Genomic DNA, 25,697 nt, shown 5'->3' with positions numbered 1-25,697 from the left:
ATATAGATTCTCGTTTGGGCTTTAAGGATGAGTAAAATACTCTTGGTCGATGATGATCCATTGTTTAGCGTGTGGTTAGCTGATGCCCTATGTACGCAAGGGCATGAGGTTAAGTGTGCGGTTAATGGCATAGAGGGTCTGGCATGCATTGAAAGTTTTGCTCCAGACATCATAGTGCTTGATTTAGTGATGCCACAGATGAATGGGTTTGAGTTGCTAAAAGCGCGTGAATGTTCAACGCCAGTATTGATGATTTCAGCACGTGACAATGAAGATGATCGCATCACTGGTTATGAATTGGGGGCAGATGATTTTCTGAGTAAGCCGTTTAGCATAAAAGAGATTTTTGTCCGCTTACGAGCCTTAGAGCGGCGTCTCTGTGCTGGTCACTCTCACTCGCCGCAAATGGCGACTGTGGCGGCTAAAGTGATTAACTTCGATGAAATGAGTTATAGGATCACTATTGGCACCCGCTATGTCGATTTGACCCAAACCGAGTTTAAATTATTTAAATATCTTTTTGAAAGAAAAGGCCAAGTCATCACTAAGCAAGAGTTGCAGCGCTCAGTGCTACAGAAAGATTTGGGCCGATTTGACCGCAATCTGGATATGCACATTAGTAACACTCGCCGCAAGCTAGCCAATATCAGCTTGCCGCGTAATTTGATAAATACAGTACGAGGCCAAGGTTATAGTTTTATGGTCTAATATCTTCATTAATTTATAGCGAAAGGCTCTTTTTTGTGGATTTTAGGCGTGTTAACTGGTTAATTAAAGGCCGATTGCAAGTGTCTTGACTGAATTTAATGGCTTTCGTTTTCCCCTTGGGATGTTTTGGTTTATTCTATCGGCCATATAATAAAATGTGCCGTGTGCTATCTGTCGCACGCCATTAAATTGCCCTTAGTTTTAACAACCTATTAGGAATCATTATGCGGATCAGTGCCAACTTTGATGGCGGAAATATCCAAGTCGTCAATCTTGATAATAAAGACGATATTCAACTTGCTATCCGCCCTGATGCGGGTGGTGAGTTTTATCAATGGTTCAATTTTCGATTTGAAGGTGAGGTGGGTAACCATTACACCTTGAATATTATCAATGCGGGAACCGCTTCTTATACCAAAGGATGGGAAGATTATCAGGCGGTAGCCAGTTATGATCGCCAGCATTGGTTCCGTATTCCTACTCAATATCAAGATGGTAAACTGAGCATTAGCATAGAATTAGATTGCGATGCCATTCAAATCGCTTACTTTGCACCCTACAGCTATGAGCGTCATTTAGATTTACTCAGCGGCGCCCAGTTACACCCAGATGTCAATTTAGAGCATTTAGGCCTGACCTTAGATGGCCGCGATATTACTCTGATGAAAGTAGGGAATGGCGATCCTTCTAAACGCAATATTTGGATCACCGCCAGACAACATCCGGGTGAAACGATGGCTGAATGGTTAGTTGAAGGCCTAGTGAATCGTTTACTCGATAATGACTGTCCCACGGCAAAGGCGCTGCTTGATAAGGCCAATTTCTATATAGTGCCCAACATGAATCCCGATGGCAGTGTCAGAGGCCATCTGCGCACTAACGCGATTGGGATTAATCTTAACCGCGAGTGGCAAACACCGAGTTTAGAAAAAAGCCCTGAGGTATATCACGTCGTCAACAAGATGCAGCAAACGGGTGTTGACCTGTTTTATGATGTGCATGGTGATGAAGGCTTACCTTATGTGTTTCTAGCGGGTTGTGAAGGCGTCCCCGCTTATAATGATAAACTCGCGCAGCTGCAAGCGGACTTTAGTCAAGCATTGACCTTAGCCAGTGCCGATTTTCAAACTCAGTATGGGTATGATAAAGATGAGCCCGGTCAAGCGAATCTGACCGTAGCGTCTAATTGGGTTGCCCAGACCTTCAAGTGTTTATCAAATACCCTTGAGATGCCGTTTAAAGACAATAACAATCTGGCCGATCCTTTTGTGGGTTGGTCACCAGAACGCAGTATTTATTTAGGTGAAGCATCGCTAATTGCCATGCTCGCCGTTGTTGATAAGTTACGTTAGGGCGAGGCTGATATGGCATTAATTGAATGTCCGGTGTGTCGTAAACGTATGTCGAGCAAAGCGCCTTCATGCCCCCATTGCCAAGCAAAAACCGATGGCGACAATGAGTCCTTATCGCGCATTAGCCATATTCAAAAGTCCAGCAGCTTAATGAATCAGAGTTTCGTTGCTATGACCTTGTTCATTGCTGGTGTGGTGATTTGGTTTTGGGGTGGGGAACCCGCCGAAGGTATGCGTGCGAATATCGCCGGAATATGCTTTGTGTTTGGTTTTGTAGGTTATCTCATTACACGAGTCAGAATCGTGTTACATAAGCGGAAAAGTGTATGACGGATATTAATCAAGTGATCGACCAAATGCCCGTTGAAGTCTATGAAAGGCTTCGCAGTGCTGCAGAGCTGGGTAAGTGGGAGGATGGTACTGTGTTGAGTGAGACTCAGCGTGAATCGACTCTGCAGGTGGTTATGTTGTATCAAGCGCGTAAGCTTGAGCAAACAGAGCATTTCACTATTGCATCTGACGGTAAAATTAATGAGCTGTCTAAGGCCGAGCTGAAAAAGCAATTCCGCGGTGAGCCAATTGCCGAGTTTAAAGCGCAGGATTTATAATTTCTGACTGGCCGCGCAGATCGGCTTGCAAGGTGTGCTTTATTAGGAATTAGGTGTAAGTCTGAGGTTGGCAAGGGGAGCTAGCATTTTATCTTTTGTTAGTGATATCAATGCTAACATTGATTTGATATAAAATAACTTCAATGCAACTCTTGGTCCGCAAAAGTCTTAAAATAAACGCTCATTTAGTGCTGTTAAGTCTGAACTAAAATCTAGTCTGAGTTTAAATCAAAAAAGCCCATCAAATATGGGCTTTTTTGTTGCTAGCGTTTGAGGGCAACAAACAGATTAGAAGACTATATCTTTAATCTATGCTCAGTTCACCGACTAGATTTTGTAACATGGCCGCTTTTATCTCAGCTGGCTGCAAATTTTTAGATAGCAAATAATGCAGTTTTGCTAAGGCCGCTTCTATGGTCATATCGGCGCCACTGATCACGCCTGCTTTGGCTAATGCATTGCCTGTGGCGTAGCCACCCATATTCACCTTACCTTGGAAACATTGGGTTAGATTCACCAGCACTATGCCACGTTCATCTGCTTGCCTTAAGGTTTTGAGTAAGGCGGCATCCTGCGGCGCGTTACCCACACCAAATGTTAGCAGTATGAGGGCTTTAACTGGCTGTTGCAGAATGTTCTCAAAAATCTGTGTTGATATCCCAGGATACAAGGTCACCACACCGACAGGTTGTGGGCTGATATGAGCGACTTCTAATGGGGTATCGTTGGCAACGGTGATCTTGCCTGCGCGCAGATTGATTTTGATCCCAGCTTCAAGCAGTAGCGGGAAGTTAGGCGAAGCAAAAGCATCGAAGCCGTCGGCATGGGCCTTAGTCGAGCGATTACCCCTAAAGAGTTTGTTATTGAAGAATAAACACACTTCTGCGACCGGATAATTCGCTGCAATATAGAGTGAGTTTAATAAATTGGTTTGGCCGTCTGAGCGTAGCTGGGCGAGGGGAATTTGCGAGCCCGTCACTATCACAGGTTTTGACAAGCCTTGCAGCATAAACGACAGTGCCGAAGCCGTGTACGCCATGGTATCTGTGCCGTGAAGGATCACAAAGCCATCGTACTTATCGTAATTGGCTTGTATATCGTCGGCGATCATCTGCCAATCGGTTGGTGCCATATTGGAAGAGTCGATAAGCGGGCAGTATTCGTGGATGACGAATGTCGGCATTTCTTCATGGTAAAACTCAGGCATAGATTGCACGCACTGAGTCAGGAATCCCGCGACGGGGACAAAGCCGTTATCGGTCTTTTGCATACCGATGGTGCCGCCAGTATAGGCAACATAAATGGAGCGTTTAGTCATTCTTGTCGTTTTCTTAGCTTCAAGTGGCCGAATTATACGATTTTACTGACATAAACCCAATAAAAAAGCCCGGAGATCCGGGCTTTGTCTTTGTCATCATCTTGAAGTTGCGAGCTGCAACCTAGACGCTAGCAGATTTAGTTCATCATATTGCAAGTATCACAGTAGATGTAGACGTTATTTGGATCATCAAAAGAGGTTAACGTTTTCAAACTGCTAGTCCACTGTTGTAGCATTTGCTCTAACATCGATGACTGACTTAGTGAGGCGGGCAGGTAGCTCGATACTGAGGCAAACATCTGCTGCATGAATTTTTGTTCGGGTGTCAGCTCTTGCTCGATGACGCGGGTATCAAATAGCGTCATATCCGCGAGTTTAGCGGCTTTAGCAATCGCCTCATCTAAATCACCCAGTTCATCGACTAAGCCAAGCTCAAGAGCCTTTTTACCGCTCCACACACGGCCTTGAGCAATCTTATCGACTTGTTCTATGGTCATCTTACGTTCTTTGGCGACCAGGGAGATAAAGTCCGAATAGCCGCGTTCAATATGACGTTGGATAATCGCTTCAATCTGGGGGGAAAGTGTGCGGGTAATAGATAATCCTGCCCATTCAGAGGTTGATACGCCATCGGTATGTACGCCTATACTGGCCAGAGAATCTTCAAAGGTGGTGATCATGCCGAAGATCCCAATCGAGCCCGTAAGCGTGGTTGGCGTTGCGAAGATGTAGTCGGCACTGGCCGAAATCCAGTAGCCTCCTGAAGCCGCTAAACTGCCCATGCTGACGACAACAGGTTTGCCCGCCTCTTTAAGTGCCAGTAATTCTTGACGAATTTGCTCCGAGGCAAAGGCGCTACCGCCAGGGCTATCGACACGCAGTACTAAGGCTTTAACGTGTTTATCAAAACGCGCTTTACGTAACAGTTCGGCAGTGCTTTCGCCGCCAATTTGGCCCGCAGGTTGAGTGCCGTTCAAAATTGTGCCACTTGCCACAATAATACCAACACTGTCTTGCTCTACAAAGCTGGGTAATGGCGTCACTAAGGTTAAGTAATCATAAAAACTGACTTGCTTGAAACTGTCACCACTGCTGGCTTTTCCTACGGTTTCTAGCATGGTTTTACGAAAATCTTCTGTGGTCGCTAGGTTATCAACCCATTTCATGTTAATTGCCATTGTGGCTGAATCGCCATTGGCCTTATCGAGCTCTGCCAAATAAGTGGTTGCGTCGGGCACCAGAGAATTCGGTTCGATATTGCGATTGCCAGCAACCGTTTGTGTGTAGCTTTGCCATACATCGGCTAACAGTGCACTACTGGCTTCCCGGGCAGCATCTGACATATTGTCACGTATGTAGGGTTCAACCGCAGATTTAAAGGTCCCCACGCGGAAAATATGCGCTTTGACTTTGAGTTTTTCTAAGGCCGATTTGAAATATTGGTTGTACATACTCAGGCCATCAAGCGAGACACCGCCTTGGGGATTGAGGTAAATGGTGTCGGCAAAACTGGCGAGGAAATATTGATTTTGCTCGTAGTAGTTGCCGATGGCGATGACTTTTTTACCGCTCTCTTTAAAGCGATTGAGTGCATTTCCGATAGATTGTAGTTTGCTGATCCCAGCACGTTTAAGATCGACCAGATCGAGCACTAGTACGCTAATACGTTGATCTTGCGCTGCACTGTCAATGACATAAAGCACATCGGCGAGTAGGATTTCACCATCGGCGTTGGCATTTTGGCCTTGTTTGAATGCGGCTTCTAAGGGATCGACTTGTTGTTTCTGATCGACAATAGAGCCTGCTAAATTAAGCACCAGTGCCGAATTATCTTCAACTTGGATATCTTCGCTACTGCCAATGGAGATAATGATCGCGGCTAAGAGTCCAAAAAAGATTAGATTGAGGATGAGTTTACGCGTCCCGTTCAGGGTGTGCCAAATAAACAAACATATTCTCTTGAAAAACGATGGGTTAGCGGACATCTGCCACTCCTTTATAAGTCCAATCTGCCAATGCTAACTGAAAATGGCGCTACAGGCTAAACACAATTGTAAAGGATTTTGACTGATGGCCTCGATCCAACGGTTGAGCTTAGATTTGACACAAGGTATGCTGATTTAAATCACTTGTTTTAAAAGGATGTTTGAATGTCGTTTCCCCATTTATTAGAACCCTTAGATCTGGGATTTACCCAGCTCAAAAACCGCGTGCTTATGGGCTCAATGCACACAGGTTTGGAAGAAGAAAAGGGCGGATTTGAGAAACTGGCAGCGTTCTACAAAGAACGCGCTCTGGGCGGTGTGGGTTTGATTGTGACGGGTGGTATTTCCCCCAATCTTCGTGGTCGCCTTACGCCCCATGCCTGTCAGCTGAGTTTTCCTTGGCAAGTGGGTAAGCATCGCGTGGTAACGCAGGCGGTGCATGAGGCTGGCGGTAAGATCTGTATGCAAATTTTGCATGCGGGACGTTATGGCTATCATCCTTTTTCCCAAGCACCGAGCAAGATTAAATCACCCATTACACCTTTTACGCCGTCTGCTATGTCTAGTCGCCAAGTGCGCTCGACCATTAAGGATTACGCCAGTTCAGCCGCCCTTGCCAAGAAAGCGGGTTACGATGGTGTTGAGGTGATGGGCTCTGAAGGATATTTGATCAATCAGTTTGTCAGTGCGCGCACCAACACTCGCACCGATGAATGGGGCGGTGCGTTTGAAAAGCGGGCGCAATTCCCGATTGAGATTGTTAACGCGATACGGGCAAAGGTCGGAAAAGACTTCATCATTATCTTCCGTTTATCTATGCTCGATCTAGTGGATAACGGTTCAACTTGGGATGAAGTGGTGCAGCTCGCCCAGTGGTTAGAGCAAGCTGGTGTGTCCATTCTAAATACGGGCATTGGCTGGCATGAAGCGCGTGTACCGACCATTGCGACAAGCGTGCCCCGTGGCGCCTTTGCGTGGGTGACGGAAAAGCTCAAACAATCTGTTTCCGTTCCCTTAATTGCGACTAACCGCATTAACACCCCGGAGATTGGTGAGCAGATTATCGCCTCTGGTCAAGCTGACATGGTGTCGATGGCGCGGCCTTTCCTTGCCGATCCTGAGTTTGTGAATAAGGCAGCGGCGAACACACCGGAGCTTATCAACACCTGCATTGGCTGCAACCAAGCATGTCTTGACCATACCTTTTCCCTCAAGCGCGCAACTTGCTTAGTGAATCCTCGCGCCTGTTATGAGACTGAAATCAACTTCTTACCCACAGTAAATAAAAAGCGTATTGCGGTGATGGGTGCAGGTCCTGCGGGCATGGCGTTTTCTGTTTATGCCGCCATGCGTGGCCATGACGTTGTTTTGTTTGAAGCGAAATCCGAGGTGGGTGGTCAGTTTAATCTCGCCCGTAAAATCCCTGGGAAAGAAGAGTTTAACGAGACTATTCGTTATTTCATTAACCAAATTAAGCTGCATAAGGTGGAGCTGAGATTAAACACTCGCCTCGATGCCAGTGTGTTGGCGACCGAAAAGTTTGATGAAGTGGTAATCGCCTCAGGCGTTATGCCGCGTGATTTAGTCTTACCCGGTTTTGACGACCCACGGGTGGTCGATTATCAAAAAGTGCTCTCGGGTGAAGTGACTGTCGGTAATACGGTGGCCTTGATTGGCGCCGGCGGTATAGGATTCGATATGGCGCACTTTTTGTGTGAGCGCCACTCGAGCACCTTGGACCCCGATAAATGGCTACAACAGTGGGGCATAGATAAAACTTACCAGCATGCGGGCGGCCTAACTGAACCTCACTCCGACACTACTGATCATCGTAAGGTGTTTTTACTGCAACGTAAAACGTCGAAGATGGGCAAAGGCTTAGGCAAAACAACAGGCTGGATCCACCGTCTTGTGCTTAAGCAACATGATGTGAAGATGAAAACGGGCGTGAGTTACGACAAGTTTGATGATGCAGGACTGCATATTCGCGTGGGTGAAACCGCTGAAGTGCTGGCCGTCGATAACGTCGTCTTGTGTGCTGGGCAAGAATCGAATCGCACGTTAGTGGATGAGATGAAAGCGACGGGCCTGCCTGTGCATCTGATTGGTGGCGTAGATGTCGCGGCAGAGCTTGATGCTAAGCGTGCAATCCGCCAAGGTGCTGAACTGGCAATGCGTTTATAGAATTTGATAAGCCTTACGTTTTAAACCTTAAGTATTCAATTTTAGATCCTGAAAGCCTGAACTTGTGTTCAGGCTTTTTTGTTTTAGCTTGTTTTAGCTTGTTTTAGCTTGTTTTAGCTTGTTTTAGTTTTTTGTGTGAATGCATTGTAAATAGAGAAACGGGAGAATAGTGGGTTTTAAAACGTTTGGTATCTAATGGCGCGGATTGAATAAGGCTGTATTGAAAGGGGCTGTTTGTCTTAAAGCTACTCTTTGTTTAAAAGCTCATTTTTGTTTTAAAGCGATTTTGGGTTTTAACGCCACATCTTGTTTAAAGCAGCTTATTGAACAATCGAGTTTTGCCGTTATGAGTCTTCAAACACTGCCTGTTTCTGCGTGCGTGTGTCACTTGCTACATTTTGTGTTTGCTTTGGCTTAGCCAAACTGGCTTTATTCTGATGAGATTGACACGTATAGGTGACCACCGCTGCACCTTCAGGTGATAAGTCCAGCTCTAAATCTTCGGTTGGCACACAGCAGCAGGGCAAACATTCATCATGTTTAAGTTCGGCTAAGGGTTCGTTTAAGTAGCTGACTTTTCCGCTGATGACGCGTGTTTTGCAGGCACCGCAGAAACCGTTGCGGCATTCTGAGAAGATTTTGACGTTTTTTGCCTCGAGCGCTTGCAACAAGGTGCCTTGTTGCTCGGTAAAGAGCAACACAGGTTGACCTTGAAGGCGCACGATTGGCGCCTTCGCAAACAGGTTTTGTGGTCGTTTTTTCGATGTCACTGTTGCAATGCCATTTTTAATGTCACTTTTGAGCGTCTTAGAGATCGAAGTCGAGGAACTCATCACCATCAACCGCGGAGTCGATTTGGCCGACAAGGTATGAAGAGACTTCAACTTCCTGTGGTGCAACTTGCACTGCATCGCTTTCTAACCAGTTTTTCATCCAAGGTAATGGATTGGTTATTTCTGGGTATGGTTGCGGTAGATTCACCGACTTCATGCGTTGATTAGTAATAAACTCAACGTATTGGCACAGGATCTGTTCATTCAAACCTATCATAGAGCCGTCTTTGAACAGGTATTTGGCCCATTCTTTTTCTTGCTCTGCGGCTTTGAAGAATAAATCGAAAGCTTCCTGTTGGCATTCTGCAGCAATTTCACCCATTTCTGGATCGTCTTTACCGCCTTGCATGATGCTTAAAATATGCTGAGTGCTGTTTAAGTGTAAGGCTTCATCACGGGCAATAAGGCGAATGATTTTCGCGTTACCTTCCATCAGTTTACGTTCAGCAAAGGCAAATGAGCAGGCAAAGCTAACATAGAAACGAATAGCTTCTAGGGCGTTGACTGACATCATGCATAGGTACAAGGCTTTTTTCAGGGTGCGGGTATTGACTATGACTTCTTTGCCATCGATAACATGGGTTCCTGCACCGAGTAAATGGAATATCTGAGTCAGTTGGATCAAGTGATCGTAATAAGCGGCGATATCGGTCGCACGGCTTAATATTTCTTTGTTCACGACGATATCGTCGAAGATCACTGAAGGATCGTTAACGATATTACGAATGATGTGGGTGTATGAGCGCGAGTGAATCGTCTCAGAGAAAGACCAAGTCTCAATCCAGGTTTCTAATTCAGGCAGTGATACCAGCGGCAAAAAGGCCACATTGGGTGAGCGACCTTGAATCGAGTCGAGTAGGGTTTGGTATTTCAGGTTCGAAATAAAGATGTGTTTTTCATGATCAGGCAATGCACCGTAGTCAATCTTATCGCGACTGACGTCTACTTCTTCTGGGCGCCAAAAGAAAGATAACTGCTTTTCTATCAGTTTTTCGAACACTTCATATTTTTGTTGATCGTAGCGCGCCACGTTGACCGATTGACCAAAAAACATAGGTTCACGGGTGGCATCGTTGGGTGTTTGACAGAAGGTAGAGTAGGCCATGGTGCTATTTTTCCAATGGATAGGGATCCACTAAATAGGGATCCCTATAAAACCGTTAACGTTAAAGTTAAAGACTAGATTTTACATGCGCCGCCGGCGCAACCGTCATCTTCTTTCTCTAAATTGGTGATGTCATCGTGTGAATCCGACGCACCATCGCGAGTGTTATGGTAGTAAAGCGTTTTAACACCTAACTTGTAAGCATTGAGCAAATCTTTCAGCAGGGTTTGCATGGGTACTTTACGGCCTTCAAAACGTGAAGGATCGTAGTTAGTGTTAGCCGAAATCGCTTGGTCAACGAATTTCTGCATAATACCCACTAGCTGTAAGTAACCGTCGTTACTTGGCATTTTCCACAGCAATTCATAGCTATCTTTCAGTGTATCGAAATCTGGTACCACTTGTTTTAGCTGACCGTCTTTGCTCGATTTCACGCTGATAAGGCCACGTGGTGGCTCAATACCATTGGTCGCATTGGAGATTTGCGACGAGGTTTCTGATGGCATTAATGCCGACAGCGTTGAGTTACGCAGGCCATATTGCTTGATATCGCTACGCAGTGATTCCCAGTCTAAGTGCAATGGTTCGGCACAAATTTTATCCAAGTCACGTTTGTAGGTATCGATTGGCAAAATACCTTGAGAGTAAGTGGTCTCGTGGAATAACGGACATGCACCTTGCTCTTTGGCTAAGTTCATTGAGGCTTTCAGTAAATAGTACTGAATCGCTTCGAAGGTTCTGTGGGTTAAAGCGTTCGCGCTACCATCGGAATACTTCATGCCGTTTTTCGCTAAATAGTTAGCGAAGTTGATCACGCCTATGCCTAAAGTACGGCGATTCATCGAGGCAATTTGAGCGGCCTTGATAGGGTAATCTTGATAATCCAATAGATTATCCAGTGCGCGTACGGCGAGGTCGGCTAATGGCTCAATATCAGATAACTCTTTGATAGAACCTAAGTTAAGTGCTGACAGCGTACAAAGCGCGATTTCACCTTCTGGATCATCGATGTTGTTTAATGGTTTAGTCGGCAGGGCGATTTCAAGACACAGGTTAGACTGTCTGATCGGCGCGACTTTTGAATCAAACGGGCTGTGAGTGTTGCAGTGATCCACGTTCTGAATGTAGATACGGCCCGTTGAGGCACGCTCTTGCATCATCAGTGAAAACAGCTCAACGGCTTTTATCGTTTTCTTACGAATGCTGCTGTCTTGCTCATATTGCAGATATAAACGTTCGAATTCGTTTTGATCTTCAAAGAAAGCATCGTACAAGCCAGGTACGTCAGATGGGCTAAATAAACTGATGTTTTCGCCTTTGATCAGACGTTGATACATGACTTTGTTCAACTGCACACCGTAGTCTAAATGACGGATACGGTTGTCTTCGACGCCGCGGTTATTTTTCAATACCAGTAGAGATTCGACTTCTAAGTGCCAAATAGGGTAGAACAGGGTCGCAGCACCGCCACGCACGCCGCCTTGAGAACACGACTTCACTGCGGTTTGGAAATACTTATAGAAAGGTAAACAACCTGTGTGGAAGGCTTCACCACCACGGATTGGGCTCCCTAAGGCGCGAATACGACCGGCGTTAATACCGATACCCGCACGTTGGCTGACGTATTTCACGATAGACGAAGCGGTCGCGTTGATAGAATCTAAGCTGTCACCACATTCGATCAGTACGCAAGAGCTAAACTGACGCGTTGGGGTGCGCACACCGGCCATAATTGGCGTTGGCAGCGACAGTTTAAAAGTTGATACCGCGTCATAGAAATCTTTAACGTATTTCAGGCGCGTCTCTTTTGGATAACGGGCAAACAAGCAAGCCGCGACCAAAATGTAAAGGAACTGCGCGCTCTCATAGATTTCGTGGGTCACACGGTTTTGAACTAAATATTTGCCTTCAAGCTGTTTTACCGCAGCGTAGGAAAAATCCATATCGCGCCAATGGTCGATATAGGTATCCATCACATCCAGCTCTTCGCGGGTGTAATCTCTTAAAATGTGTTGATCGTATTTACCCAGCTCAACCAATTTAGTCACGTGAGCATACAATGCGGGCGGTTCGAACTGACCGAAGGCCTTCTTACGCAAATGAAACACCGCTAAACGGGCAGCGAGGAACTGATAGTCCGGTGATTCTGGAGAAATTAAATCCGCCGCAGCCTTGATAATGGTTTCATGGATAGCTTCGGTTGGGATGCCATCGAAAAACTGTAGGTGCGAGCGAAGTTCAACTTCCGAAACAGAAACGTTTTTTAATCCCTTGGCTGCCCAAGTAATTACGCGGTGTATTTTTTCGAGATCGATATTCTCACGATCGCCACAGCGTTTTGTGACTGTCATAGTGCTATTCATTTGGAGATAGGCCTTGGTTCTTATATGTATTTAGGTGAGCAAAATCACCGTACGTATCCTTGTAAAACAATCAATAATCGTCCCTTAAATACAGCTGACTGGTTACAAACGAGTCAATTAAGCGGCGAGCTTCTAGTGTGTCTGATTGTTACCTATACACAAGATATGGTGTTTTAAATTATATGGGATACAAGATAGTGAGGTTTGCCCCTATTTGCAAGTCTGAATTCAGGGGACATCTTGTGGATAACGTGAGGATAAAATTTTGCGTTAGTAACGACTAACCTTGAAGCTCAATTTCAGGTTAGCGTGTCACACTCATGGGGGATTTTTAGGCGATCTTTTCTTTAGATCGCGATCGCTCACGAGTGCCGATCTTTTATCCGCCTGACTTTTTCCGTGGGTCATAAATAGTATGCTGACACACTGATGTTCGTCAGTGAAGTTACGTATTGGATGCCTTATTCGTGAGCATTGTAGGCGCTGTTTTTGGTTGATGTTGTTAAGCCAATGCTTCGATTAGTGCTTGATGTAGCTCAGTTGGGCTCGCAAAATGCGCGTGCGCTGGCCATTGCAACGGCTTGTCGTTCACGCCCAGATAACCCCATAGGGCAACGCCGCCTAACATGCCAGCAGCCTTGGCCGCGAGCAAATCTCGCTCGGCATCCCCAAGATACAAAATGTGTTCTGGAGCACAGTTCAGCTGTTGTGCGCCTAACAGCATAGGTGCAGTGTGGGGTTTTGGGTGTTTTGTAGAATCGCCACTAATGATAACGGGCATACGCAAGTGTAAATTCAGTTTTCGCAATAAGGGACGGGTAAACCGGGCTGGCTTGTTGGTGATCACCCCAAACGGCAACTGAGTTAACTCGAGCCAGTCGAGTAATGCCGCTATGCCTGTAAATAGCGCACAATGATCGCCATTTATGCGCTGATAGTGGGCGAGCAGTCCTTGCTGTACTTGAGACCGAAGATCTTCTGCCGCATCAGGGATCGCTGCATCGACTAAGGCAAAACTGCCGTGGGATGCGGCGTAGCGCATGGCCGCTAACGGCTGCGCGGCAATGCCGATGTCTTGAAGACTTAAATTGAGGGCTTGCACCAGATCCGGCGCGGTATCGGCTAAGGTGCCATCGAGATCGAACAGTACGCCTTTGATCTGTGCCAGACTCATATTAATCAACCTTACGCGTCGCTATCATGTAATTCACATCAACCTTAGGCGTGTACTTAAAAATGCCCGTCAATGGGTTGTAGCTTACCCCTAAGGCATCGGTACAGATAAGATCGGTATTATCTACTAGCTCAATCAGCTCCGAAGGCTTAATGAATTTTTTATGCTCGTGGGTGCCAACTGGCAGCATTTTTAGCAAATATTCCGCACCTAAAATGGTGTGCACGTAGGATTTAATGTTGCGGTTGATGGTGGAGAAAAACACATGACCACCGGGTTTGACCATGTCACAGCATGCTTTAATCACAGATTGTGGATCGGGTACATGTTCGAGCATTTCCATGCAGGTCACCACATCGTAATAGGCTTGATGATCTTGGCTGTGGGCCTCGGCGGTATTTTTTACATAATTAATGCTCACGCCCGTTTCGAGGGCATGCAGGCGCGCGACTTCTAGGGGCTCATCACCCATATCTAAGCCATCAACCTCGGCGCCGATGCGGGCCATGCTTTCAGACAAAATGCCGCCACCACAGCCGACATCGAGCACTTTCTTGCCGAAAATACCGCCTGCGGTTTGATCGATATAGTTTAAGCGCAGCGGGTTTAATAGATGCAGCGGCTTAAATTCGCCGTTGAGATCCCACCAAGTTTCGGCCATACGTTCAAACTTTGCGATTTCCTGTGGGTCTACATTGGTATTCTGATGCATGCTATTACCTGAAGAAGCTGTATTGTGCGGCTATTATAACGACTATGTTTGATAAACAAAGTGCTCGACTGAGCTAAGCCCTTGTGGTTGAGTGAATTTTCAGCAGTTATCTGCTTTTATGTTAATTGTTGTGCTCCGTATCGACCTTTTACTTTATCCCTTTGACGATTTTTCCTCATCGTAAGCCGTGAATTTCAACGCTTGTTTATCGCACAAACGACCAAATTGACAGTGTTTTCATCTATTAAGCCACCAGACTCTCAATTCGATAATGATAGGTCTGGCGACATTAAATAACTGTGTTAGAATGCCAAATCACGTTTTTGGGCTAGGCAATGATACGGATTATACGTTGTCGGCTATTTTTCAGGGGAACGAGCAGTTTATGACTGATCTGGCATCATCTATTTCGCCAATTAATATCGAAGACGAACTAAAGAATTCGTACCTTGATTACGCCATGAGCGTTATCGTGGGACGTGCATTACCAGACGTGCGCGACGGCTTAAAGCCGGTTCATCGCCGTGTTCTGTTTGCCATGAGTGAATTGAAGAACGATTGGAACAAGCCTTACAAAAAATCTGCCCGTGTGGTCGGTGACGTCATCGGTAAATATCACCCCCATGGTGATTCTGCTGTTTATGACACTATCGTCCGTATGGCCCAGCCATTCTCACTGCGTTACACCTTAGTAGACGGCCAAGGTAACTTCGGTTCGGTCGACGGTGACTCAGCGGCGGCAATGCGTTATACCGAAATCCGTATGGATAAGTTAGCGCACCAATTACTGGCTGATCTTGAAAAAGAGACAGTGGATTTCGTCCCTAACTACGACGGCACAGAACAGATCCCAGCTGTATTACCTACACGCGTACCTAACCTGTTAATTAACGGTTCATCGGGTATTGCCGTGGGTATGGCAACCAACATCCCACCACACAACCTAACGGAAGTCGTGAAAGGCTGTTTGGCATTGATTGAAGAACCCTCACTGTCGATTGAACAGTTGATGGAATACATTCCTGGTCCGGATTTCCCCACTGCAGCGATTATCAATGGCCGTAAAGGTATTATTGATGCCTATAAAACTGGCCGTGGCCGCGCGATCATGCGTGCTCTGGCAGATGTGGAAACCGAAGATAATGGCCGTGAGCGCATTATCGTCACTGAAATCCCGTATCAAGTGAACAAAGCCCGTTTAATCGAGAAGATTGCCGAGCTGGTTAAAGATAAAAAGCTTGAAGGGATCAGCGGCCTACGCGACGAGTCTGATAAAGACGGTATGCGTATCGTTATCGAAATTAAGCGCGGTGAAGTGGGCGAGGTTGTACTAAATAACCTTTATGCTCAAACGCAAATGCAGTGTTCTTTCGGGATTAACATGGTGGCCCTGACCAATGGTCAGCCTAAACTGTTTAACCTTAAAGAAATGCTCGAATGCTTTATTCTGCATCGCCGTGAAGTGGTGACGCGTCGTACCGTATTTGAACTGCGTAAAGCCCGTGAGCGTGCCCATATTTTGGAAGCGCTGGCGGTTGCACTGGCTAACATTGACCCGATTATTGCACTGATCAAAGCCTCACCAACGCCTGCGGATGCCAAAGTGAAATTGGTTGAGCAAGGTTGGGAATTAGGCCACGTTCAAGGCATGCTGGAAAAAGCGGGCGATGACGCCGCGCGTCCAGAGTGGTTAGAGCCACAATACGGTATTCGTGACGGTCAATACTTCCTGACTGAGCAACAAGCTCAGGCCATTCTGGAACTGCGTTTGCACCGTTTAACCGGTCTTGAGCACGATAAGATCATCGCCGAATACGAAGAACTGCTCGAATTTATCGCGGGTCTGCTGTTTATTTTGCGCAGTCCTGAGCGTTTGATGGAAGTGATCAAGGAAGAATTAGTTCAAATCCTTGAAGAATATGGTGATGCGCGCCGTACAGTGATCAATGCCAACGAAGTCGATATGAGTCTTGAAGACTTGATCAACGAAGAAGACGTTGTGGTAACACTGTCGCACTTAGGTTATGCCAAGTATCAACCATTGACCGATTACCAAGCCCAGCGCCGTGGTGGTAAAGGTAAAGCCGCGACGAAAGTGAAAGACGAAGATTTCGTCGAGAAGCTGTTAGTTGCCAATACCCATGATACCATTTTGTGCTTCTCTGATTTTGGTAAGATGTACTGGCTCAAAGTGTATCAACTGCCATTAGCGAGCCGTACGGCCCGTGGTCGTCCAATTGTTAACTTGTTGCCGTTATCCGATGGCGAGCGCATTACTGCGATTCTGCCAGTACGTGAATACGCTGCGGACAAGTACATCATCATGGCGACCTCACACGGTACTGTGAAGAAAACCGCACTAACTGCTTATAGCAATCCACGTGCAAACGGTATTATCGCCGTTAACCTCAAAGACGGTGACCAACTGATCGGTGTCGATATCACTAACGGTGATGACGAAATCATGTTGTTCTCGAACGAAGGTAAAGTGGTTCGCTTTGGTGAGAAAGTTCGTGATTCTGAAACCGGCGAAGTAAAAACCGATCCTGAAACCGGTGAAGAAGTCTTGTCCTTACGTCCTATGGGCCGTACTGCAACAGGCGTTCGTGGTATCCGTTTAGAAGAAGGTCAAAAAGTCGTGTCGCTTATCGTACCCAAAGGCGATGGCGCGATTCTGACTGTGACTGAAAACGGTTACGGTAAACGGACGCAGCTGTCTGAATATCCTGCGAAGAGCCGTGCGACTAAAGGTGTGGTTTCAATCAAGGTGAGCGAACGTAACGGCGCTGTTGTTGGGGCTGTTCAAGTCGGTCTTAACGACGAACTGATGCTCATCAGTGATAAAGGTACCTTAGTGCGTACACCTGCGAGCGGCGTGTCTATCATTGGCCGTAACACTCAAGGTGTAACGATTATCCGTACTGCGGGCGACGAGAAAGTGGTCGGCCTACAACGTATCGACGAAATCCAAACTGAAGAAGATGAAGTCGAGCTGGATGAAAACGGTTTACCGATTGTTCCTGTCATTATCGAAGGTGAATTAGCCGACGAGGCGCTTGAAGAAGCGCTGGATGACGAAGAAGAGTTGGACGAAGATGAAGACGAGCTTGCTGATGATGAGCAAGACGAAGAGTAATTAAGTGTCATATTAACGAGCGTCCAATTGGACGCTCGTTTTTTTAATGGCATTGATGTTGATAGCATTGTTCGTTTTAGAATGGTTTCGTATTTATCAATACCTACATCATGGTTGGGATTAAGGAGAGTGTCAGTGAGCGCGATTTATAATTTCTGTGCTGGACCTGCAATGTTACCCGCAGCGGTAATGAAAAAAGCACAACAGGAATTACTTGATTGGAATGGCCAAGGCGTTTCCGTGATGGAAATCAGCCACCGAAGTAAAGAGTTCATCGCGCTTACACAACAAGCCGAGTCCGATTTACGTGAACTGATGCAGATCCCCACAAATTACCATGTGCTATTTATGCACGGCGGTGGTCGTGGACAGTTCTCCGCTGTTGTGAATAATTTTTTAGGTAATCATGGCCGAGCTCTGTATTTAGTCAGTGGTCAATGGTCATCTGCCGCATTAGCCGAAGCACAAAAGCTCGTGGGTGAAGCGCAGATTGATAGCTTGAATATTGTTGAAAAACACAATGGACTCAATGCGGTTGTCTTGCCTGATTTACATAAAATCGATGCCGATTATCGCTATGTTCACTACTGCCCTAATGAGACAGTAGATGGTATCGAAATTTTTGATGAATTAGACTCACCTTGGCCAATTGTTGCCGATTTATCGTCAACCATTATGTCACGTGAAATCGACGTCAGCCGCTACGGTTTGATTTACGCTGGCGCACAAAAGAACATAGGTCCATCGGGTCTGTCGATAGTGATAGTGCGCGATGACATGTTAAAACTGCCGAGTTTACCGCAGTCGTCCATCATGGACTATCGTTTAGCCGTTGAGCATGACTCTATGTTCAACACACCGCCAACCTTTGCTTGGTATCTCGCCGCTGAAGTCTTTGCTTGGCTTAAGTCCATTGGCGGCATTGCGAGTATTGCAAAAATTAATCAACAAAAAGCGCAGATGTTATATCAATGCATTGATGGTAATGCTTTCTACCGTAATGGGGTTGTTGCAGCGAACCGCTCACAAATGAACGTGACTTTCCAATTAGTCAACGAAGCACTCGATAGTGAGTTCCTAAAGCAAGCCCAAATAGCTGGACTCGTAGCCTTAAAGGGCCATCGTATCGTAGGGGGTATGCGTGCTAGCCTCTATAATGCAATGCCACTCGATGGTGTAGTTGCTTTGGTCAAGTTTATGAATGAGTTTGCAAACAAACATAGCTAGGCTTAGCTGTATTGAGTCACTCATTAGCTTGCGACGCTTAGCGTCTAGGCTTTTCTGCCTGAATATCAACGTTATGCTTATTGAATGTTGATCATCAGTTAGCCATCTCAAGTGAGACATCCCAAAAGCGAATGCTCAAATGCATTCGTTTTTTTGTTAGCTTTAATTTATCGACAATAGCGTTAAGCAAGATGACGTTGAGACCAGATGCCTTCAAGAACACTCGCTGTGAGAAAGCCTGTGAGCTGACGCGCATTACTGAATAAGATGCTGGGTTAGTTGTATGCTATTGTTTATCATGATTAAAAGAACGTATCTTTAAATGCGTGTACACGATAAATCAATAGGATGTCACCGATGGATTTGGCCAAGCTTTCGCGGATTAGTATGAAGCATTTGATCACTTTGCATGTGATGCTCGATACCTTGAGCGTAACCGCCAGCGCCGAACGTTTATGTTTAAGTCCCTCATCCGTCAGTAAAACCTTAAGCCAGCTCAGGGACAGCTTGAACGATGAACTGTTCTATCGTAACGGCAACTCACTGGTAGCAACCCCATTGGCAAGACGATTAGGCCCAAGCGTGCAGCAAATGATCAATGATATGAATCAGATCATGAGTCAGGATGCGTTTAACCCTGCTCATTTTGAGGGGCATTTTTCGCTTGCGATGCGCGAAAGTACCTTTGAACTGCTGGCCGCCAAACTTAGCGCCCATATTCTGAGCTTGGCTCCTAATATCCGCCTCGATATTTACAGTAAAGACAATATTGGTTTTGATGGATTGCTTAAAGGTACATTAGACTTTGTGCTGTTACCCCATGATCTGAGTCAACCTAATCCTCTTCAAGACGATCTGGTGTGGGAAACCTTATTTAGCGATGAAATGATCTGCCTGATGAATTCATCCCATCCCTTGGCTAAACAGCCGCATATCAGCTTCGATGATTACCTGAGTTTTAGCCATATTGGCATTACCGATACGGATCTCAGTACGCCTTTTTTTGATATTTTGCTCGCCCAGCAATCTAAAAAACGTGCCGTTCCCATTTCGGTCCCAGACTTTGGCAGTGCGGCGTTAATGTGCCATCACAGTGAGTTGCTCTTTACCTGCTCGCGCCGCTGGGCATCCATCGCTAGCCAAGCTCAAGGCTTAACGATTAAATCTTTACCCATAGAATATGGCAAAGTGGCTTACAGCCTAGTTTGGCATAGTCAAAGCATGAAAGATCCCGCACTACGCTGGCTTTATGAGCAAATTTTGCTTTGCAGTCGTTAAAGGTATATGGAAGGTAACACGAGATTGGTTACGCCTCGCTTTGCAAGCGTTGCGGCTAAGCGTTCAATATCGGCTTGTTTACAGCTTGGCCAATTGAGTGCTTCATCGACAACACCATGATGGTGAAAGGCATTTAACTTAACTCGTGTATCTGGGTCTAGCAGAAGTAAATAGGTCGCTAGCGCGTCTATTTCTTCCTCATAATCCGTGATGCTCGGAATGTGCAGCAATCTCACCTCATACAGTTTTTGCTGTTTAGCCAATAACTGGATTGATTTGAACACGGCATGGTTATCACGACCGGTAATATACCTATGGGTATCTTGCTGCCACGCTTTAAGATCCACCATAGCGCCATCTAAAAACGGCAGCAGTTTATGCCATCCCGTTAGACTTAAACTGCCATTGGTGTCGAGCATGCAAGTCAGGTGTGATAACGGCTTTGAGGCCTTAATCGCTTGAAACAACGCAATAATAAACGGCAGTTGCAGACTCGCTTCGCCGCCGCTAACCGTAATACCATTAATAAAGTGACGCTGACTATGGAGAATCGTCAGTATCTCCTCGACTGTGTAACGACTGACCTTAGGGCTCGCTTGTTTCGGGCATACGGTAAGACAAGTATCGCATTGGCTACAACGCTCACTATCCCATTGAATGTGAGGCTTATTATTGAGACTCATCAATGTCAGCGCATTTTCAGGGCAGGTGGTGACACAATCGCCACAAGCATCACATAAGCCTATGGTATGTGGATTATGGCAGTTTTTGCATTGATAGTTGCAGCCCTGCAGGAATAATACGAGCCTGCTGCCAGGCCCGTCGACGCATGAAAAGGGCAATAGCTGACTGACAATAGCGTGTCTATTTAAAGACACAAGGGGAGTGTTCATGGGCGATAACTCGTGCTTGTCGTTGCAATATTCCCGTATTAACCGCAGCTTCTGCGGCTAAGCCTGTGGTATTGAGACGCGAGCCGCACTGTTTAAACGCTTCAATATCTGAGCGTTTTACCATATAGCCAGTGACGCGCATTAAATCGTTAGAGGCGACATTGGCGGTAAACTCCCTAAAACCTAACTCAAGCGCGGCTTTACACAGTTGGAACATGGCTTGAGGATTGGATTTCACGGTTTCATCTATGGTCAAAATATCGCTAATCCCCGCCGTATAATACTGATGATGTTGCGCTAGGGCTTGAATATGGGCGATGGGATTCGGTTCAGTGCCATAGGGGATGCGAACGCCAGGAGTCACATCGTTGTCGATACTAATACCGCCCTGTGAATGCAGTAGTGCCCGCCCATGGTAACCATGTGCGACGGGTGTGGATTTCACTATGGCATCGAGCGCAGCAGAAATACGGTAGCCAAGTTGATTTGCATCTGCCTGATGACCATAGTCAGTGTGTTGATCTCGTTGAGATAACTTCGTTGCATCAGTTGCAGTGAATGTCCGCAGAATATTCACGGCTTCTGCCATGCCGTAAATACCAAACATGGGTGCAAAGCGCGATTCATCGATCAATTGCTCTTTAACTAAAAAGCTGTCAAAGAAGTGTGATTCTTGATGCAAAAATGCCGAGCGCGCTTCAATGAGCTCAAAGGTGAGTGAGCAGTAGTTTGGCAATACAGTATCAAAAAAATCGTTTATAGAATTGGCCTTTAACGCAACTTCTTTAAGATTAAGTCGAACTAAGGTATTGGCGCCGCCCGCTAACGGCAACGCGTTGTAGCAACTGACTATACCAAAACCGCGCTCATCAAACGCACTGGCATGCAGTGGGTAATTCGCGATATGCGGCTTACTGCACTGACAAATATTGGTGGTCGCAAGCAACAACAATTCATCCGGCGTGACGGCGGGGTCGTACATAAAGGTCAAATTGGGGGCAACTTGTTTTAACTCTGCATCAATGCGCAGTAGGGTGCGGCAAACGATGTTATCTGTAGGACCAATATTCACGTGCATAAAGGCATCGGGCAGGGTTCTGTCGAGCATGATCCAGAACAGCTTTAATTTACGATAAAGGACTTCCGCATCTATTCCTTCAACGAAAGGCATCAAAATGTCATCCAGCTGACCTAAATACACGGGGATATTGGTCACCGATGGCACGTGGTGATACATAATCGTTAAGGCATTGATAGCTTCGTCCAAGTTTTTTGCCGCTGATAACTCTAAGTATTCAGAGCCCTGTTGAAGGTAGCGGGCATAATCTGGCAACACATAGCGTGGTTTAAACGGCGCATGGCCTTCAAACATGTCGCAAATAATACCGTCATTCATCGCCGCTTTTACCTCGGGCGATATCGACATATAGGGCAAACTGGCTTCCGCTTCTAATGCTAAATAGTTGGATTTTTGCTTGGGTGAAAGCAGCGGGTTGGTGACGATTTGCACTAATTTATCTTGTAATAACATGGCTGAACATCCACAAGTTCTATGATAACCACTAATCTACTCAGTGGCGTTGGCTTTAAAAAGTGAAAATAGCCGCAGTCCTGATTAATGAAATGGAAATCCGCCGACTGAGGTCACAATTTGTGGCTTATTGCGATAAAGCCGCGATGTCAAAATCGCTAGAATGTGGTTTTACGATTAAAAATAAATGCTTGAACAGTGAGACGTGGCCTTGCTTGTCATATTGGGGATATGAAACAGAGGATAATGAACTGCCAAAACTTATCGGGTGGGATGATTAAAAAAATTTAACACTTGAGGCGGTAAGTGAACTCTGCTGTATTCCTTTATTGAGTGAATACAGCAGAGTGAGCGGTGCAGATAAACTCAGCGGCTTAAAGCACTTTAGCAATCGATTGGGCTAAGTAATCAACGTTATCTTCACTGATCCCAGCAATACTGATGCGGCTTGAACCTACCATATAGATGCTGAATTCTTTTTGTAGGCGCGCCACTTGCTCTGGAGCCACCCCAAGGAAAGAGAACATACCTTTTTGGCGGGCGATAAAGCTAAAGTCACGGTTTACGCCGTTGGCTTTAAGTTTATCCACTAAAATGGCGCGGTTGCCGTTGATGCGATCGCGCATCACTTTCAGCTCATCAAGCCATTCTTGGGTTAATTCTTTTGATCCTAAAATCGTCTCAACAATCGCTGCGCCATGGGCAGGTGGCATAGAGTAAAGGCAGCGAACCACATAAAGCAGTACCGATTGCGCGATATTGGCGGTATTGGCATCTTTGGCAATCACAGAGCAGGAACCAATACGCTCACGGTACAAACCGAAGTTTTTCGAGCATGAGCTGCACAGGATCATATTATCGACCGCTGCCGCCATATGACGCACGCCGTAGGCATCAATATCAACGCCATCACCAAAGCCTTGGTAGGCCATGTCAATCAGTGGGGTAAAGCCTTGCTCTTTAGTCAGGGCAATCACTTTATCCCATTCTTCTGTGGTTAAATCCATTCCGCTTGGGTTATGGCAACAGGCGTGGAATAACACCACATCATCAGGACTCACTTGCGATAATGCAGCAAGCATCTCATCAAATTTCAATGATTTTCTATCGTAGTCATAGTAAGGATAGGTTTTAACAGTAATGCCAGCCGCTTCGAATAAACCGATATGGTTTGCCCAAGTTGGATCGCTTACCCATAACACGGCATTTGGGTTGCAGCGTTTGATAAAGTCACCCGCCACGCGCAGCGCGCCTGTACCACCGGGTGTTGAAACGGTGCGGATACGGTTAGCGATAATGGCACTGTGGCCAGCACCAAAGGCTAATTCCGTCATCAAGGTGTTGAATTGTGGTGAGCCTGTTGGGCCAATATACACTTTGGTGGTCTCGGTATCGAGACGGAATTTTTCCGCTTTTTTCACGCAGCTTAAAATAGGGGTAACGCCGGTAGGATCTTTATAAACGCCCACACCTAAATCCACTTTTTGTGGGTGAGAGTCTTCGCGGTACTGAGTTAACAAGCCAAGGATGGGGTCCGCTGGCATTGCGATGAGTGAGTTAAACATAGCTCCATCTACCTTTCTGGTTATAGTGTAAACGTGATTGTTCGTATCAGATATGCGTTATTTATCGTTTGGAGGTTAGAATAGCGCGGAAAGGTAAAGTAATTAAAGTGAAAACTGTGATTACACGCCAGTTATCTTGGCAAAAAAGCCTGCCAAAAATACGGTTAAATCATAAATTAACCGCTTAAATTTTGCGTTTTTGTTATTTTTACACTGTTCTCAGCAAATAATCTGACCAAAATGTCATTTTTCTCGAAAAAACGGTTGAATCCTTAGCGACAATCGGTAATTTTATAACGACGAAGCACCAACAAGGCCCCAATCTCCTTTTATTTGTAATCTTAACTTGACGCGCTGTAGCGTGAAGTTGCCATTTTGCGTATTCAGTCCGCGTGATCGTGATGATGACGCCCTATAGAGAAAGAAGATTTATTCATGAAGCAATTACGTCTTGAACCTGTTGTGCAAGTCCGCGGTGAAATCAATATTCCGGGCTCAAAAAGTATTTCAAATCGAGCCTTATTATTGGCCACCTTAGCCCAAGGTACGACCACGCTCACCAATCTGCTCGATTCAGATGATATCCGCCACATGTTGGCCTCCCTCAAGCAGTTAGGGGTGAACTACCGTTTATCGCAAAACAATACTGTGTGTGAACTCGATGGTTTAGGTGGCGTGATTTCCTCAGCATCCGCACAGGAATTGTTTTTAGGCAATGCGGGTACCGCAATGCGCCCCTTATGCGCCGCCTTAACCTTAGGCCAAGGTGAATTTACCCTCACGGGCGAACCACGTATGGAAGAGCGTCCGATTGGCGATTTAGTCGATGCCTTAAGGCAACTCGGTGCCAATGTCGTTTACCTTAAAAATGACGGTTTCCCACCGCTGACGATTAATGCCACTGGCCTTAATGGCGGTGATGTTGAAATTGCAGGCGATTTATCGAGCCAGTTTTTAACGGCTTTGTTGATGGTGGCGCCGCTTGCTAAGGGCAGCGTCAATATCCATGTCAAAGGTGAGTTAGTCTCTAAGCCTTATATCGATATTACTATCGCCTTGATGGCGCAGTTCGGCGTTAAAGTCATTAACCATGACTACGCGCGTTTTGAGATTGTTGCAGGCCAGCGTTATATATCACCAGGCAAAGTACTGGTAGAGGGCGATGCGTCATCGGCATCGTATTTCCTCGCGGCAGGGGCGATTAAGGGCGGCGAAGTCAAAGTCACGGGGGTGGGCCGTTTGAGTATTCAAGGCGATGTAAAATTTGCCGATGTGCTCGAAAAAATGGGCGCAGATATCGAGTGGGGCGATGACTATATTATTGCCCGCGGCTCCCAATTAACGGCCGTCGACTTAGACATGAACCATATTCCCGATGCGGCCATGACCATTGCAACGGCCGCGTTATTTGCTAAAGGCACGACGGTTATTCGTAATATCTATAACTGGCGTATTAAAGAAACCGACCGGTTAGCGGCTATGGCGACGGAATTACGTAAAGTGGGCGCCGAGGTTGAAGAGGGGAATGACTACATTAAAATCACCCCGCCAGCCGTGATTAACACCGCTGAAATTGATACCTACAACGATCACCGCATGGCCATGTGCTTTTCTATGCTGGCATTTGCCGATTGCGGTATCACCATCAATGATCCAGATTGTACTTCTAAAACATTCCCTGACTACTTTAAGCAGTTTGCGAGCCTGCAAGGCTAAGTCATTCTG

The 25,697-nt window shown here is 46.1% G+C and carries 19 protein-coding genes; 9 read left to right on the top strand and 10 right to left on the bottom strand.

The genetic code is table 11. The features are described 5' to 3' along the window. Nucleotides 1–27 precede the first annotated feature (27 nt). The 4 genes from AAA952_RS05900 to AAA952_RS05885 all read left to right on the top strand — a co-directional run bounded on the left by AAA952_RS05900 (nucleotide 28) and on the right by AAA952_RS05885 (nucleotide 2,668). Nucleotides 28–708 (top strand): response regulator transcription factor, encoded by a 681-nt coding sequence (locus AAA952_RS05900; protein WP_028759856.1) that lies wholly within the window; start codon nucleotides 28–30, stop codon nucleotides 706–708. A 224-nt stretch (nucleotides 709–932) separates the two neighbouring features. Next, nucleotides 933–2,060, top strand: a complete 1,128-nt coding sequence (locus AAA952_RS05895; protein ID WP_105252564.1) for a M14 family metallopeptidase — start codon at nucleotides 933–935, stop codon at nucleotides 2,058–2,060. Between the two features lie 12 nt (nucleotides 2,061–2,072). Next, nucleotides 2,073–2,390, top strand: coding sequence for a hypothetical protein (locus AAA952_RS05890; protein ID WP_028759858.1), 318 nt, complete (start codon nucleotides 2,073–2,075; stop codon nucleotides 2,388–2,390). Further along, a complete protein-coding gene (locus AAA952_RS05885) occupies nucleotides 2,387–2,668 on the top strand; it encodes a YeaC family protein (RefSeq protein WP_338255261.1) in 282 nt (93 codons plus the stop codon). Before AAA952_RS05890 ends, AAA952_RS05885 begins: the two co-directional genes overlap by 4 nt. A gap of 304 nt (nucleotides 2,669–2,972) precedes the next feature. Here the strand turns inward: AAA952_RS05885 and ansA are convergent, their stop codons facing one another. Then, nucleotides 2,973–3,986: an asparaginase gene (gene ansA, locus AAA952_RS05880; protein WP_006086774.1), complete on the bottom strand. Its 1,014-nt coding sequence runs from the start codon at nucleotides 3,984–3,986 to the stop codon at nucleotides 2,973–2,975. A 137-nt stretch (nucleotides 3,987–4,123) separates the two neighbouring features. Next, complete coding sequence (sppA, locus tag AAA952_RS05875; RefSeq protein ID WP_338255257.1) at nucleotides 4,124–5,971, bottom strand: signal peptide peptidase SppA; 1,848 nt, start codon at nucleotides 5,969–5,971, stop codon at nucleotides 4,124–4,126. A 165-nt stretch (nucleotides 5,972–6,136) separates the two neighbouring features. On the opposite strand from sppA, the gene AAA952_RS05870 reads away from it, so the two are divergent. Continuing rightward, nucleotides 6,137–8,155, top strand: coding sequence for an NADPH-dependent 2,4-dienoyl-CoA reductase (locus tag AAA952_RS05870; RefSeq protein WP_338255254.1), 2,019 nt, complete (start codon nucleotides 6,137–6,139; stop codon nucleotides 8,153–8,155). Nucleotides 8,156–8,499: 344 nt separating this feature from the next. Here the strand turns inward: AAA952_RS05870 and yfaE are convergent, their stop codons facing one another. The 5 genes from yfaE to ubiG form a co-directional block, all read right to left on the bottom strand. After that, nucleotides 8,500–8,925, bottom strand: coding sequence for a class I ribonucleotide reductase maintenance protein YfaE (gene yfaE / locus AAA952_RS05865; protein ID WP_338255252.1), 426 nt, complete (start codon nucleotides 8,923–8,925; stop codon nucleotides 8,500–8,502). A 37-nt stretch (nucleotides 8,926–8,962) separates the two neighbouring features. Beyond that, on the bottom strand, nucleotides 8,963–10,093 hold the full coding sequence (gene nrdB / locus AAA952_RS05860) for a class Ia ribonucleoside-diphosphate reductase subunit beta (RefSeq protein WP_263172069.1): 1,131 nt from the start codon (nucleotides 10,091–10,093) through the stop codon (nucleotides 8,963–8,965). Between the two features lie 74 nt (nucleotides 10,094–10,167). Beyond that, complete coding sequence (gene nrdA / locus AAA952_RS05855) at nucleotides 10,168–12,456, bottom strand: class 1a ribonucleoside-diphosphate reductase subunit alpha (RefSeq protein ID WP_105252559.1); 2,289 nt, start codon at nucleotides 12,454–12,456, stop codon at nucleotides 10,168–10,170. A gap of 502 nt (nucleotides 12,457–12,958) precedes the next feature. Next, on the bottom strand, nucleotides 12,959–13,630 hold the full coding sequence (locus AAA952_RS05850) for an HAD family hydrolase (protein ID WP_338255249.1): 672 nt from the start codon (nucleotides 13,628–13,630) through the stop codon (nucleotides 12,959–12,961). A 1-nt stretch (nucleotide 13,631) separates the two neighbouring features. Next, nucleotides 13,632–14,342, bottom strand: coding sequence for a bifunctional 2-polyprenyl-6-hydroxyphenol methylase/3-demethylubiquinol 3-O-methyltransferase UbiG (gene ubiG / locus AAA952_RS05845; RefSeq protein WP_028759866.1), 711 nt, complete (start codon nucleotides 14,340–14,342; stop codon nucleotides 13,632–13,634). Between the two features lie 385 nt (nucleotides 14,343–14,727). Here ubiG and gyrA point away from each other — a divergent pair, with 385 nt between their 5' ends. The 3 genes from gyrA (at nucleotide 14,728) to AAA952_RS05830 (ending at nucleotide 19,983) form a co-directional block, all read left to right on the top strand. Continuing rightward, nucleotides 14,728–17,478, top strand: coding sequence for a DNA gyrase subunit A (gyrA, locus tag AAA952_RS05840; RefSeq protein ID WP_028759867.1), 2,751 nt, complete (start codon nucleotides 14,728–14,730; stop codon nucleotides 17,476–17,478). Nucleotides 17,479–17,613: 135 nt separating this feature from the next. Continuing rightward, on the top strand, nucleotides 17,614–18,705 hold the full coding sequence (gene serC, locus AAA952_RS05835) for a 3-phosphoserine/phosphohydroxythreonine transaminase (protein ID WP_131524063.1): 1,092 nt from the start codon (nucleotides 17,614–17,616) through the stop codon (nucleotides 18,703–18,705). Between the two features lie 357 nt (nucleotides 18,706–19,062). After that, entirely contained in the window at nucleotides 19,063–19,983 is a 921-nt protein-coding gene (locus AAA952_RS05830; protein WP_338255245.1) for a LysR family transcriptional regulator, read from the top strand. Here AAA952_RS05830 and AAA952_RS05825 read toward each other — a convergent pair. The 3 genes from AAA952_RS05825 to AAA952_RS05815 all read right to left on the bottom strand — a co-directional run bounded on the left by AAA952_RS05825 (nucleotide 19,980) and on the right by AAA952_RS05815 (nucleotide 23,972). Next, nucleotides 19,980–20,876 (bottom strand): YjjW family glycine radical enzyme activase, encoded by an 897-nt coding sequence (locus AAA952_RS05825; RefSeq protein ID WP_338255243.1) that lies wholly within the window; start codon nucleotides 20,874–20,876, stop codon nucleotides 19,980–19,982. The genes AAA952_RS05830 and AAA952_RS05825 overlap by 4 nt on opposite strands. Then, nucleotides 20,848–22,407 (bottom strand): YjjI family glycine radical enzyme, encoded by a 1,560-nt coding sequence (locus tag AAA952_RS05820; RefSeq protein ID WP_338255241.1) that lies wholly within the window; start codon nucleotides 22,405–22,407, stop codon nucleotides 20,848–20,850. Before AAA952_RS05820 ends, AAA952_RS05825 begins: the two co-directional genes overlap by 29 nt. Before the next feature lie 374 nt (nucleotides 22,408–22,781). Then, a complete protein-coding gene (locus tag AAA952_RS05815; RefSeq protein ID WP_338255239.1) occupies nucleotides 22,782–23,972 on the bottom strand; it encodes an amino acid aminotransferase in 1,191 nt (396 codons plus the stop codon). Between the two features lie 435 nt (nucleotides 23,973–24,407). On the opposite strand from AAA952_RS05815, the gene aroA reads away from it, so the two are divergent. After that, a complete protein-coding gene (aroA, locus tag AAA952_RS05810) occupies nucleotides 24,408–25,688 on the top strand; it encodes a 3-phosphoshikimate 1-carboxyvinyltransferase (protein ID WP_338255237.1) in 1,281 nt (426 codons plus the stop codon). Nucleotides 25,689–25,697 lie beyond the last annotated feature (9 nt).

Origin of the sequence: Shewanella sp. M-Br (assembly GCF_036245925.1) — a bacterium.
GTDB classification, from domain to species: domain Bacteria; phylum Pseudomonadota; class Gammaproteobacteria; order Enterobacterales; family Shewanellaceae; genus Shewanella; species Shewanella oncorhynchi.
Note: the sequence above shows the minus strand (reverse complement) of the source record. Positions and strands in the feature narration are given on the sequence as shown.

Coding starts and splice junctions, on each gene's coding strand:
- AAA952_RS05900 (WP_028759856.1), top strand. CDS start 28: ATGAGTAAAATACTCTTGGTCGATGATGATCCATTGTTTAGCGTGTGG.
- AAA952_RS05815 (WP_338255239.1), bottom strand. CDS start 23,972: ATGTTTAACTCACTCATCGCAATGCCAGCGGACCCCATCCTTGGCTTG.
- ubiG (WP_028759866.1), bottom strand. CDS start 14,342: ATGCATCAGAATACCAATGTAGACCCACAGGAAATCGCAAAGTTTGAA.
- sppA (WP_338255257.1), bottom strand. CDS start 5,971: ATGTCCGCTAACCCATCGTTTTTCAAGAGAATATGTTTGTTTATTTGG.
- AAA952_RS05820 (WP_338255241.1), bottom strand. CDS start 22,407: ATGTTATTACAAGATAAATTAGTGCAAATCGTCACCAACCCGCTGCTT.
- AAA952_RS05830 (WP_338255245.1), top strand. CDS start 19,063: ATGGATTTGGCCAAGCTTTCGCGGATTAGTATGAAGCATTTGATCACT.
- ansA (WP_006086774.1), bottom strand. CDS start 3,986: ATGACTAAACGCTCCATTTATGTTGCCTATACTGGCGGCACCATCGGT.
- AAA952_RS05850 (WP_338255249.1), bottom strand. CDS start 13,630: ATGAGTCTGGCACAGATCAAAGGCGTACTGTTCGATCTCGATGGCACC.
- nrdB (WP_263172069.1), bottom strand. CDS start 10,093: ATGGCCTACTCTACCTTCTGTCAAACACCCAACGATGCCACCCGTGAA.
- gyrA (WP_028759867.1), top strand. CDS start 14,728: ATGACTGATCTGGCATCATCTATTTCGCCAATTAATATCGAAGACGAA.
- AAA952_RS05885 (WP_338255261.1), top strand. CDS start 2,387: ATGACGGATATTAATCAAGTGATCGACCAAATGCCCGTTGAAGTCTAT.
- AAA952_RS05870 (WP_338255254.1), top strand. CDS start 6,137: ATGTCGTTTCCCCATTTATTAGAACCCTTAGATCTGGGATTTACCCAG.
- AAA952_RS05890 (WP_028759858.1), top strand. CDS start 2,073: ATGGCATTAATTGAATGTCCGGTGTGTCGTAAACGTATGTCGAGCAAA.
- aroA (WP_338255237.1), top strand. CDS start 24,408: ATGAAGCAATTACGTCTTGAACCTGTTGTGCAAGTCCGCGGTGAAATC.
- AAA952_RS05895 (WP_105252564.1), top strand. CDS start 933: ATGCGGATCAGTGCCAACTTTGATGGCGGAAATATCCAAGTCGTCAAT.
- AAA952_RS05825 (WP_338255243.1), bottom strand. CDS start 20,876: ATGAACACTCCCCTTGTGTCTTTAAATAGACACGCTATTGTCAGTCAG.
- nrdA (WP_105252559.1), bottom strand. CDS start 12,456: ATGAATAGCACTATGACAGTCACAAAACGCTGTGGCGATCGTGAGAAT.